This window comes from Dyella humi, assembly GCF_044904605.1.
Lineage (GTDB): Bacteria > Pseudomonadota > Gammaproteobacteria > Xanthomonadales > Rhodanobacteraceae > Dyella_B > Dyella_B humi.
Window position 1 is genome coordinate 826,172 of record NZ_JADIKI010000023.1, and the last position, 12,172, is coordinate 838,343.

Genomic DNA, 12,172 nt, shown 5'->3' on the forward strand with positions numbered 1-12,172 from the left:
CCTCCGCCATCCTTGCCGGAAGGGGAGTGAGAAAATCGTCAATGCACCTTGCGGCGCAGATAATTCAGCAAGTCGATACGCGTGATGAGGCCGAGAAACTGCTCGCCATCCATCACGATGGCGACGTGGCCGCGCTCGAACACGGGCAGCAGGGCCTGGAACGGCGAACGCACGTCGAGCATCTGCAAATCGCTGATCATCGCCGTGGCCACGGAGTCGCGGAAGCGCGCTTCATCGGTATGTACATGCATCAAGACGTCGGATTCGTCGAGGATACCGACGAGGCGACTGCCTTCCATCACGGGAAGTTGCGAGATGTCGTACAACTTCATGCGCGTATATGCGGTCATCAGAAGTTCGTTCGGGCCGACCACTACGGTGTCGCGTCGCGAGAACGGACGCAGCAGCAGATCGCGCAGATCACCGTGCTGCTCGCGCTCAATAAAGCCGTTGTCGAGCATCCAGTAGTCGTTGTACATCTTCGACAAATACTTGTTGCCGGTGTCGCACACCAGCGTCACCACGCGCTTGGGCTCAGTTTGCTCGCGGCAGTACTTCAACGCCGCGGATAGCAGCGTGCCGGTGGATGAGCCACCCAATATGCCTTCCTTCGCGAGCAGTTCGCGCGCAGCGAGGAAGCTCTCTTTGTCGGAGATGGCATAGGCTTTTTTCACGCGCGAGAAATCACTGATGGTCGGCAGGAAATCTTCGCCAATGCCTTCCACCATCCAACTGCCGGACTTGGTGGAAAGCACACCCTCGTTGATGTATTGCGCAAGGATGGAGCCAACCGGATCGGCCAGCACGATTTCCGTATTCGGCGAAGTCTTGTCGAAATACTGCGAAAGCCCCGTCATGGTGCCAGAGGAACCGCAGCCCACCACGACAGCGTCCACCTTGCCGTCCATCTGTTCGAGAATTTCCGGGCCGGTGGTTTCGATGTGCGCGCGCGGATTGTCCGGGTTGCCGAACTGGTTGATGAAGTACGCGCCCGGCGTTTCGCGCGCGATGCGCTCGGCCATGTCCTGGTAGTACTCCGGATGCCCCTTAGCGACATCCGAGCGGGTAAGCACCACTTCGGCGCCCATCGCCTTGAGGTTGAAAATCTTCTCGCGGCTCATCTTGTCGGGCACTACCAGCACGAGGCGATAGCCTTTCGCCTGCGCCACTAATGCCAGCCCCAGACCGGTGTTGCCGGCGGTGCCTTCCACCAGCGTGGCGCCGGGCTTGATCTTGCCGGCCTTTTCCGCGCCTTCGATCATCGACAAGCCAATGCGATCCTTGATCGAGCCACCCGGGTTCGCACTTTCCAGTTTCAGGAACAGCTCGCAACGCCCGGTATCCAGGCGCTGAGCGCGCACCATGGGGGTGTTTCCGATCAGCTCGAGGACGCTTGGCTGGACCTTCATGAAGGCTCCGTGGGAGTGGTATTCGATGGGATATGAAGGGCAATCATAACGGGCGCGGCGTGGAAGGAGCGAGCGCGAAGACCGCATGTCGTGCTTCATCCAAACAAAAAAAGCCCCGGAACGTTTCCGTTCCGGGGCTTTTTGGTTTTGATGTTCAGTGGAGCGGCTGCCCTTGGCGGTGATCCCACATGCTTTGCAGTCGCTCCTTGATATGTAACTTCTCTTTCTTCATCGAAGTAAGGGTCATGTCGTCAACAGGGAGAACGCCGATCTCGGCATTGTCCACCTTGCTGTTGAGCTCTTTGTGTTTTTGGTAGAGCCGACGAAACTCGGCGTCGGCTTTCATCAGGGCTTCGACAGCGTCACGCTGCTGATCTTCGAACATGATCCAACCTCCTCGCGGTAAGACAGCAGGCGCCCAGGCAAGGCGTCCGCGAACAAATGCAAATCACGCGCACGACCAAAACCCGCCGCCCTGATGCAGGGAACGGATGAGAGGGCGTGGGCAGGTATGCGCATGGTTCAGTCGGTAGGCCGCGACGGCTGAAGGGTCGCGGCAACTTCGACCCTACTCCCCACTCGACGGAGGCGCAAGAACCCCTCGGGAAGGCGCATGGGAGCGCGGGGAGTAGTCAAAAACCTGTAAAACCCGAACTCTCCCCCTTCATTCTGGGGATGAGAATTGGGTGAAGGACAAGGCTTGCAGGAAGGCCCATTTGGTAATGCGCAAAGTGCTTCAGGCTCTTGCCATGAGGCATACACATCGGGCGAGGTTGGCCCCTCACCCCAGCCCTCTCCCCGGAGGGGAGAGGGAGTCCTCTACTTCTACTTGCCGCCACCGGACGGGGGCTGATCCTGCATCTGCGACCGCAACGCCTTGGCCGCTTTGGCCGCCGCCTCGGCTTGTCGCCTAGCGGCTGCGGCCACCTTGCTCTGCGCCGCGGCCAGCTTACGGGCCTGATCGGCCTCGGCCTTGGCCTGGGCGGCCTGATCGGCAGCGGCCTGGCCTTGCGCCTGCAGGCGGACGGTTTCCTGCTGCGAGAGCTGGTACTGCATGCGCTGGATGTCCAACTGCTGTTGCGCGGAAGTGGCGTCGATGCGGCTGCGCTCAAGCTGCAACTGGGCGTTTTCCTGGTCGAGCTGGTTGAACTGACGCTGGGCGGCCTGCAACTGCGCCTCGGCCTTGGCCTGATCGACGCGACGCTCGGCTATGTACAGCGCATGCGGCCGTTCGCGCGAACCGGCCTGGGTAAGCTGGCTGATGGCGTCGCGCGCCAGCGCCTGGTCGGCCTGGGCGTAGGTGCCGAGGTCCGGATCGGCCGCCAGCTGATTCAAGGTATTGGTAAGTCGGTCGACATCCATATCGTCCTTACGTGCCTGAACGGCCGCACTGACGAACAGGGCCAACAGCGACACGGCGATGGCGGTCAAACGGGATTTCTTAAGCATGACGTTTTTCATTACTGGCCTCCCGGATTCTGCTGCTGGCCAGCGTCAGGCAAGGTCTGGAAACCTTGGCCCTTCTGCGGATTGCCCAGCACCGAGGACGACGGCGCCGGCATGTCCTGCTGCATGGGCGCCTGCTGCGGCAGCGGCGAACTGCCGTCTGGCATGGGGGCGCTGGACGAAGAGGCCGGATTGCCGCCGTTCTCGCCATTCCCGCCGTTGTCCTGACCATCGGCCTGCTGCTGCGTGGCAGCCATCTGCGCGGCCAGTTGGGCCTTCTGCTGCTGGTAATGCTGATCGTTTTCCGACTGCGCCTCAGCGTTCTGCGCTCGCAAGCGACGGTTTGCGTCCATTTTGGACTGAATTTGGGCGCGTGCCGCCGCGAGCTGCGCCTTGGTGCGCGCCAACGTCGCAACCGCGCGCGACTCGTCGGCCAGGTCGGCCGCTTGGTCGTACTTGCGGTTGGCCATGGCCATTTGGGCCTGCTGGAATTTGTCCTGCGCGAAGCCGAAGTCGACGGGATCGTAGTCGGCGGCACCCGCATCGCGCGCACTTTGCAACTGCGCTTGTGCCTGGTTCATCAGGTTGTCGGGTGGAGGTACGCTTGCGCAGCCACCCAGACTCAGCAACACGGCCAGGAATACTGCCGGCACCACCGCAGGGATGCGCGTTTTACGCACCGCCAACGGGGAAAATATGTGGACCATCACTCATTCCTCTCGGAGCGTCAAGGCGTATTGTGGGCAGGCATAATCCTTGAATGCAACGTATAAAAATTTGGGAACTTTAAGGTGGATATCGGTTATTTCCTGAAACTGATGGTGGACAAGGGCGCATCGGACATGTTCCTGACAACGGGCGCCCCGGTGAACATCAAGGTCGAGGGCAAGCTCTACCCGCTCGGCAACACCGGACTACCCAGCGGCATGGTGAAAAAGATCGCCTATTCGCTGATGGATGAGGGACAGGTACCACAGTTCGAACGTGACCTGGAGCTCAACATGGCGCTGGCGGTGAAAGAGGCCGGCCGCTTCCGCATCAACGTGTTCAAGCAGCGCGGCGAAGTGGGCATGGTGATCCGCGCGATCAAAAGCGAGATTCCCAGCATCGACCAGTTGCAGTTGCCGCCGATTTTCCGTGACCTGATCATGGAACCGCGCGGCCTGATCCTGGTGGTGGGCGCGACGGGTTCGGGTAAGTCGACCACGCTGGCGGCCATGCTCGACCAACGCAACAGCCATTCGTCCGGCCACATCCTCACCATCGAGGATCCGATCGAATACCTGCACCGTCACAAGAAGTCGATCGTCAATCAGCGCGAAGTGGGCCTGGATACGCACACTTATCACGAGGCCCTGCGCAATGCGATGCGCGAAGCGCCGGATGTGATCATGATCGGCGAGATCCGCGATACCGACACGATGGAAGCGGCGATCTCCTTCTCCGAAACCGGTCACCTGTGCTTGGCGACGCTGCACTCTAACAACGCCGACCAGACGCTGGAACGCATCCTCAACTTCTTCCCCGAATCGGCACACAAGAACGTGCTGATGAACCTCGCGCTGAACCTGCGCGCGGTGATCAGCCAGCGCCTGGTCAGCGGCAAGGACGGCCGTCGCTTGCCGGCGGTGGAAGTGCTGCTCAATACGCCGCTGATCCGCGACATGATTCGCCGCGGGCAGATCCACGAAGTAAAGGAAGCCATGGACCGCAGCCTGCAGGAAGGCATGCAGACGTTCGACCAGTCGCTCTACAAGTTGTACAAGAGCGGCCGCATCGAGCTGGAAGAAGCACTGGCAAAGGCCGATTCGCGCGATGGTCTGGCGTTGAAGATCCGCTTGGCAGAAGGCGGCGGCAATGCGGAGACGGCGGAGCTTGCCGGTAACGATCCGTACGGGCTGGGGTTCTAAAACCGTAGTCTCACCGGTCGTCATCCCCGCGAAAGCGGGACGTAGCGCGAAGCGCGGAGAACGTCCGGAGGACGGCCCCGTAGGGGTGAGCGAAGCGAATCATCCATGTTGCTCTTAGGTCAAAGGTGAAATGGATTGACCAGCTTCGCTGTTGAAAAGCGCCTCCGCTTCCGCGGGAATGACGGCCATGGGGTTATTTGGGTGCGTCCGGTTGCTGCTCCGGCATCGCGGCATGGAACGCATCCAACTCCGCGCACGCAGCATCGATACGCACAATCGTCGGATACTCATCCAACGACATCTTCCAACGCCGCGCGTTGTACACCTGCGGAACCAGGCATAGATCGGCCAGGCCCGGCGTATCGCCATGGCAATAGCGACCAGTGTCCCTGCTGTTTGCCAACATCGTTTCCATGGCCTGGAAACCCATGGCGATCCAGTGTCGCATCCAGATGCCTTTCTGTTCGTCGTCCGCGCTGAACTGCGCGCCGATCCGCTGTAGCACACGCAAGTTGCCGATCGGATGGATGTCGCAGCCGACGATTTGCGCCAAGGCGCGCACACGAGCCCGCCCTGCCGCATCGGTTGGTAGCAAGGGCGGATGCGAATGGGTTTCGTCCAGGTATTCGACGATCGCCATCGACTGCGTCATCACCTTGTCACTATCGACCAGCGTCGGCACCAGTTCCTGCGGATTGAGTGCCACGTAATCCGGCGCATGCTGCCCGCCGCCGTCGCGCACCAGGTGCACTGCCCGCGTTTCGTAACGCAAGCCCTTTAGATTCAACGCAATGCGCACGCGGAAGGCCGCGCTGGATCGCCAGTAGCTGTAAAGAACGAGATCGGAAGACATGGGCCTTTCCCTGGAAATGACCTTTTCAGTTTAAACCCGCGCCGTTTGCATCGCCGCAAGGTGGGCGGGACAATACGCGGTTCCGGCCTCGGTGCCGACTTTCATCAAGCTGCCAGGAGTTTTCCCGTGACCATCACCCGCATGAGCGATCTCGACCTACGCGGCAAGCGCGTGCTGATCCGCGAAGACTTGAACGTGCCGATCGAAAACGGTCGCATCACCTCCACACAGCGCCTGGATGCTTCGCTGCCCACCATCAAGGCCGCACGCGATGCCGGCGCCAAGGTGCTGGTGATGTCGCACCTGGGTCGCCCGAAGGAAGGTCAGTTCGATGCCGAATCCTCGCTCGCGCCGGTGGCACAGTGGCTGGGCGAACACCTCGGCAAGCCAGTGCGCCTGGTGGCCGATTACCTCGACGGCGTCGATGTTGCCGACGGCGAAGTGGTGGTACTGGAAAACTGCCGCATGAATGTCGGCGAAGGCAAGGACGATGAAACGCTGGCCAAGAAATATGCCGCGCTGTGCGACGTGTTCGTGATGGATGCCTTCGGCACCGCACATCGCGCGCAGGCTTCCACGCATGGCGTGATCAAATTTGCACCTATCGCCGCAGCGGGCCCGCTGCTGTGCGATGAGCTCGATGCACTCGGCAAGGCGCTGGAGCACCCCGCGCATCCGCTGCTCGCCATCGTGGCCGGCTCCAAGGTATCCACCAAGCTCACGCTGTTGGAAAACCTGATCGGCAAGGTGGATCAACTTATCGTGGGTGGCGGCATTGCCAACACCTTCATTGCCGCCGCCGGTTATACGGTAGGCAACTCGCTGTACGAACCCGATCTGTTGCAAGCCGCCAAGAAAGTACTGGCCGACGCCAAGCGTCGCGGCGCCGAAGTGCCGATGCCGGTGGACGTGGTGGTAGCGCCGGAATTCTCCGCGCACGCACCGGCCTCGGTAAAAGCCGTGGACCAGGTGAAGGACGACGAGATGATTCTCGATATCGGCCCGGAAACTGCGAAGCAGTACGCCGCGCTGATCGCCAAGGCCGGTACGGTGGTGTGGAACGGTCCGGTGGGCGTGTTCGAATTCGATGCGTTCGGCAGGGGCACGGAAGTGCTGGCGCACGCGGTGGCCGATTCTAAGGCGTTCTCCATTGCCGGCGGCGGCGACACGCTGGCGGCCGTGGACAAGTACGGCATTGCGGACAAGGTTTCCTATATCTCCACCGGTGGTGGTGCGTTTTTGGAATTCCTGGAAGGTAAGGAGTTGCCGGCAGTGGCAGCTTTGAGGGCGCGGGCAGCGAAGTAACATCACTACGCAACCCACATGGCCGTCATTCCCGCGAAAGCGGGAATCCATTGTCGCCTTTCGTCCAAGAACAAAATGGATTCCCGCTTTCGCGGGAATGACGGCCGTTTGGTTACCAAATTTTATCGACTCTCCCCGGCCGCACGCGAAACGCCACGCTGATCCTCATCCCCACCGGCTGCCGTAACTTCGGAATGCTGTGGTCGTAATGCAACTGCGCATTCCATCCCATCAACAACAAGCTGCCGGCTTCCAGTTCCAGCTCAGTCTTCAGGCGCGGCGGCTTTTTGCGCTGGATCACCATGGTGCGCGACGCGCCCAGCGATAGAAGCACGATCGGTTGATGCGGCACCAGTTCGTGCAATTTGTCGTTATGCGGCGCCACGCTGTCGTGTTCGTCGCGATAGCAGTTAAGGCCGATGCTGTTGAACGGCGCATCGACATGCTGCTTCACCACTACCAATGCATCACGCAGCACCTTCGGCAATGCGGGATGAGCGATGTCGTAATGGCAGTGCAGACGTGGGACGCCCACCAGGCGCTCATACATCATGCGCGAGCTTTCGTGCCAATCACCCTGTTCGCGCAAGGCGTCGAACCAGGTGGCGGCCAATGCAGGCGCGATGACATCGGGGTAATAAGTGATCGGTCCTGTGATGTCGTCGGCAATCCTTTGCACGCCCTGTTCGAAAAGTAGCGTTTGCATAAGTGCCTCAACATAAGTGTTTTAATGAAAATCGCGCGAGCGCGCGTCCAGCTCCGCCAGCAGACCGCTGAGATCGTGCAGACGCCGTGCGATGAGATGACTTACGCCATCGACCGCCTCCCAACGCCCCTCGATCGCCAGCAGGCGCGCCTCCAGATAGGGGCGACGCTGGGTTTGTGCGATGTGGTTCCACACCACCACGTTCACGTGACCGAATTCGTCTTCGAGGGTGATGAAGGTGACGCCGCTTGCCGTCTGCGGCTGCTGACGTTGTGTGACCAGCCCCACGGTGCGCACACGCGAAGCATGCGGCAGTTTCTGCAGGCTGCGCGAATCCATATATCGTTCCGCACGCAAGCGACTGCGCAGCAACTTCAGCGGGTGCGGTCCAAGGCTCAATCCGCTGTGCGCGTAATCGGCCGTCATGTTTTCGATCGGTGTGGGCAGCGGCAGCACGATGTCCTGCTCGCGCGGACTGGCGCGACCGAACAGCGGCAGTTGAGATTCCACGCCGGAAGTAAGCCATAGCGCTCGGTGACGATGACCAGCCAAACCGCGCAAAGCGCCGGCATCGGCGAGTAGACCCTGGTGGCGTGCATCCAGTTCGGCGCGTGTGCAAAGATCGACCACATCACGAAAAGCGGCCATGTTGCGCGCGACAGCAATGCGCTCCGCCGCTTTCTCGCTGCAGCCACGCAGCTGGCGCAATCCCAGACGCAGAGCCAACCCGCCCTCGCTATCTGCGTCTGGTTCCAGCGTGCAATCCCATTCGCTGTAGCGCACATCCATCGGTCGCACGCGAACGTTGTGGCGCTGCGCATCCTGCACGATCTGGCTGGGGCCATAGAAGCCCATGGGCTGCGCATTGAGCAGTGCGCAGGCGTAGGCAGCAGGCTCGTGGCATTTCAGCCAACTGCTGGTATAGGCGAGATTGGCGAAGCTGGCGGCGTGGCTTTCGGGAAAACCGTAGCTGCCGAAGCCTTTTATCTGATTGAAGATCTGCTCGGCGAATTCCTGTGTGTAGCCTCTCGCCAACATGCCGGTAACAAGCTTTTCGTGATGTTTCTCCATGTCACCATGGCGTTTCCATGCGCCCATGGCACGACGCAATTCATCTGCCTCACCCGCTGAGTAACCGGCCGCCACCATCGCCAGTTTCATCACCTGTTCCTGGAATAGCGGAACACCCAACGTGCGTTCGAGCACCGGACGTACTGCCTCGGAGGGGTATGTAATGCCCTCCTCCTTACGCCGGCGCCGTAGATACGGATGCACCATGTCGCCTTGAATCGGGCCGGGCCGCACGATCGCGATCTGGATCACCAGATCGTAGTAATTGGCGGGCTTGAGTCGCGGCAGCATCGCCATCTGCGCGCGGCTTTCGATCTGGAATATGCCGATGGTGTCGGCGCGCTGGATCATTTTGTATGTCTTTTTATCGTTTGGTTCGATCGTCGCGATATCCAGCGTTTTGTCGCGATGGTGCTCCACCAGACCGAAACATTTGCGCAAGCAAGTCAGCATGCCCAGCGCCAGGCAATCGACCTTGAGCAAGCCCATAGTGTCCAGATCATCCTTGTCCCACTGGATGATGGTGCGGTTGGGCATGGCCGCGTTTTCCACCGGTACCAGTTCGTGCAACGGCGCGTCGTGGATCACGAAGCCACCAACGTGCTGGCTCAGATGGCGTGGCTTGTCGAGCAATTGCGCGGTCAATGCCAGGAGCTTGCGCATTACGGGCGCATCGGGATCGAAGCCCTGTTCGCGCAGACGGGCGTGCAAAGAAGCATCGCCCAGGCGGAAGAAACAGCGACTGAGCTTGTCGATCTGATCCTCGGGCAAGCCTAAGGCCTTGACCACGTCGCGCACCGCACTTTTGGTGCGGTAAGTGATGACTGTGGCGGCGATCGCGGCGCGTTCGCGACCGTATTTGTTGTAGACATACTGGATGACTTCCTCGCGCCGTTCGTGTTCGAAGTCGACGTCGATATCGGGTGGCTCGTCGCGCTCCACGGAAATGAAACGTTCCACCAGCAGCTTCACCTTCGCTGGATCGGCATCCGTCACGCCCAGCGCAAAACACACGATGGAATTGGCCGCCGAACCGCGTCCCTGGCAGAGAATGCCCTGGCTTCGCGCATAGCGCACAATATCGTCCACGGTAAGAAAAAAGGCTTCGTATTCCTTCTTCTCGATCAGTTTCAGCTCATGCTCGATATCGGCCTGAATCTCTTCCGGCACACCTTGCGGCCAGCGCCAGGCGGCACCTTTGGCTACAAGGTGACGCAACCACTGCATGGCTGTGTAACCCTCCGGAACCAGCTCCTTGGGGTATTGGTAATGCAAGTCTTCTTTCAGCGAGAACGTGCAGCGCTTGGCAATGCGCACACTCTCATCCAACATGGCCTTTGGATATATCTGCTCCAACATGGAGCGTCGCCGCAGATGCCGTTCACCGTTACGAAACAGTACGGAGCCCGCTTCAGCAATAGTCATGCGATAACGAATCGCCGTCATCGTGTGCTGCAACGGCAAGCATCTGCGCACGTGCATGTGCACGTCACCGCTCGCGACGCGCGGCAACTGCAGCGATTCGCCCAGTGCTTCGAGTTCGGCCAAGCGCGCATCGTCGTCGCTATCGCGATGCAGTTCCACCGCCAGCCAGGCGCGGTCACCGAAGATGTGTTTCACCCATGCGCCATGCTCGCGGCTGGGTTCGCGCTCGGGAATCCAAAGCACCAACGTGCCCGGCGCACCGCTGGCCATGTTCGCCCTGGTCAAGCGATATTCGCCTTTTTCGGAACCCCTACGCCCTTGCGTGATCAGGCGGCATAGCGAGACATAACCTTGTTTGTTTTCCGCCAACAGCACCAACTTGGGGCCGTCGGCCAGTTGGATTTCCGTGCCGACGATCAACGGCACTTTCGTATCGCGCGAAGCCTCCCAGGCGCGCACGATGCCAGCGAGCGAGCATTCGTCGGTGATCGCCAGCGCGATGTAGCCGCAATCGTTGGCGCGCTCGAACAATTCGCGCGCGCTGGATGCGCCGCGCTGAAACGAGAAATCCGACAGGCAGTGGAGTTCCGCGTAATCGCTCATGCGAACCACCCGTGCAGCATCCAGCCCGTTCGTTCGTCTGGCGCATGCTCGCCCGGCACACAATAGACCCAGGCACGCTGCCCTTGCACCGTTTCCACAATGTAGTAGTCGCGACGCATCTCGCCACCATCCCACCAGCCGGTTTCCATGCGCTCAGGGCCGGCGAGGATACGCAGCGCGCCACGCAATGGAATGGGCTTATCCAGCAGCCAAGTGGGACGTGGGCGCGGTTCGATGAAACGCTCATCCTGCGTGGTGACGCGTTGCGAGTGTTCGGGACGCGGATCGATCGTGGTGCCCCAGTGATACACCGCGCGATCACCCAGCCGCGCACGCAGGCGTTCGCGCAACTGCTCGAACGGCAGCGCATTGGCGGGACGTTCGTCGAACAGATCGCGGCCGGTGGGGACGAAGCCGGGAAGATCGTCGGCGATCAAGCGCAGCGACAACACGGGCGCCGGCAGTTGCACCTGTTCGAGGCGTCCGCGTGCGGCTTCGAACAGCACGTTGGCATCGCGTTCGGGCGAGAGCATGCCTACCGGCACGTCGGTCGCCTTGCCTTCGCGATGTTCCAGTTTCAATGCAAAGCGCTGCACGCCGCCATCGCGACCGGAGAGATAGGCCGCAAGATCACTCGTCATGCGTTTCAGCGGAAACACCAATGCGGCGATGTTCTCCACTTCGTGCGATAGCTCGATGCGCCAATCCACCGCATCGGGCGGCACATACAGTTCCAGGCCTGCCGGCGCATCGCCCAGCAGACGATCGATGGCCTGCAGCAGTTCAGCGCCGAAACGCCGCTGCAGTCCATCGCGCGGCATGCGTAGCAGCTGGCCCAGGCGACGGATGCCCATACGTGGCAGCGCATCCACCGCCTGGCCGGGCAAATGGCTTTGCTGCAACGGCACTACATCGAGTGCACGCTGCATGGCTTCCTGCGCAAGCACGGCCTGCCCATCATTCATACCTGCGAGCACGTGCGCGGCATGTGGTGTTGGTGCGGCGGCGATGCGATGGCGAAAGCTAAGCTTAGTGAGATCACTGCGCAGGTTGCGTTCGATCTCTGCCCAATCGCCAAGCAGACTGCGGCTGCGACTGATTTCCAACACGATGGCGTGCGGCAGCAACGCCACTTGCGAGCTGTAGCGATAGGCCACGCCGGCGAGGAAACATTGCCAGCGATCCGCTTCTGCAGGGTCGTAAGGGATCGCTTCGAATTGCGCCAGCAAGGCTTGCGCGGCAGTCAGACGCTGGCCAACGTGCAGGCCTGCGGCATGCGCTGAAGCATTCGCGGCTACGACGCAGCGCGCATTCGCGGGACCATCCACCAGCACCAGCGGGCTGTCATCGGCGCGACGGCGGAGGACACCATCCAGTGCCAAGTGCGGCAATGCTATGCAGGCCCACAGCATAAACAATCACCATTACCCCTCTTCTCCACCCA

General features: G+C 60.8%; 10 protein-coding genes. 2 read left to right on the forward strand and 8 right to left on the reverse strand.

Translation table 11 applies throughout. The features are described from left to right. Nucleotides 1-38: 38 nt before the first annotated feature. The 4 genes from ISP18_RS14975 to ISP18_RS14990 form a co-directional block, all read right to left on the reverse strand. Complete coding sequence (locus ISP18_RS14975) at nucleotides 39-1,409, reverse strand: pyridoxal-phosphate dependent enzyme (RefSeq protein WP_380013557.1); 1,371 nt, start codon at nucleotides 1,407-1,409, stop codon at nucleotides 39-41. 154 nt (nucleotides 1,410-1,563) lie between these two features. Continuing rightward, the gene (locus ISP18_RS14980; protein ID WP_380013560.1) at nucleotides 1,564-1,794 is read right to left on the reverse strand and encodes a YdcH family protein; all 231 of its coding nucleotides are present in this window, start codon (nucleotides 1,792-1,794) and stop codon (nucleotides 1,564-1,566) included. A gap of 440 nt (nucleotides 1,795-2,234) precedes the next feature. Further along, nucleotides 2,235-2,858: a hypothetical protein gene (locus ISP18_RS14985; protein ID WP_380013563.1), complete on the reverse strand. Its 624-nt coding sequence runs from the start codon at nucleotides 2,856-2,858 to the stop codon at nucleotides 2,235-2,237. Between the two features lie 11 nt (nucleotides 2,859-2,869). After that, nucleotides 2,870-3,562 carry a DUF4398 domain-containing protein gene (locus ISP18_RS14990; protein WP_380013566.1) on the reverse strand — a complete coding sequence of 231 codons (693 nt, stop codon included), beginning with the start codon at nucleotides 3,560-3,562 and terminating at the stop codon, nucleotides 2,870-2,872. A gap of 84 nt (nucleotides 3,563-3,646) precedes the next feature. Between ISP18_RS14990 and ISP18_RS14995 the strand changes: the two genes are divergently transcribed. After that, complete coding sequence (locus tag ISP18_RS14995) at nucleotides 3,647-4,765, forward strand: PilT/PilU family type 4a pilus ATPase (protein WP_380013569.1); 1,119 nt, start codon at nucleotides 3,647-3,649, stop codon at nucleotides 4,763-4,765. A gap of 193 nt (nucleotides 4,766-4,958) precedes the next feature. Here ISP18_RS14995 and maiA read toward each other — a convergent pair whose 3' ends face one another. Beyond that, the gene (maiA, locus tag ISP18_RS15000) at nucleotides 4,959-5,618 is read right to left on the reverse strand and encodes a maleylacetoacetate isomerase (protein WP_380013572.1); all 660 of its coding nucleotides are present in this window, start codon (nucleotides 5,616-5,618) and stop codon (nucleotides 4,959-4,961) included. A gap of 126 nt (nucleotides 5,619-5,744) precedes the next feature. Here maiA and ISP18_RS15005 point away from each other — a divergent pair, with 126 nt between their 5' ends. Further along, nucleotides 5,745-6,923, forward strand: coding sequence for a phosphoglycerate kinase (locus ISP18_RS15005; RefSeq protein WP_380013575.1), 1,179 nt, complete (start codon nucleotides 5,745-5,747; stop codon nucleotides 6,921-6,923). A 112-nt stretch (nucleotides 6,924-7,035) separates the two neighbouring features. Here the strand turns inward: ISP18_RS15005 and ISP18_RS15010 are convergent, their stop codons facing one another. The 3 genes from ISP18_RS15010 to ISP18_RS15020 are packed head-to-tail and all read right to left on the reverse strand — an operon-like array spanning nucleotide 7,036 to nucleotide 12,140. Beyond that, complete coding sequence (locus tag ISP18_RS15010) at nucleotides 7,036-7,629, reverse strand: alpha-ketoglutarate-dependent dioxygenase AlkB (RefSeq protein WP_380013578.1); 594 nt, start codon at nucleotides 7,627-7,629, stop codon at nucleotides 7,036-7,038. A gap of 21 nt (nucleotides 7,630-7,650) precedes the next feature. Beyond that, complete coding sequence (locus tag ISP18_RS15015) at nucleotides 7,651-10,728, reverse strand: error-prone DNA polymerase (protein ID WP_380013581.1); 3,078 nt, start codon at nucleotides 10,726-10,728, stop codon at nucleotides 7,651-7,653. Next, entirely contained in the window at nucleotides 10,725-12,140 is a 1,416-nt protein-coding gene (locus ISP18_RS15020) for a Y-family DNA polymerase (RefSeq protein WP_380013584.1), read from the reverse strand. Before ISP18_RS15020 ends, ISP18_RS15015 begins: the two co-directional genes overlap by 4 nt. Between the last annotated feature and the right edge of the window lie 32 nt (nucleotides 12,141-12,172).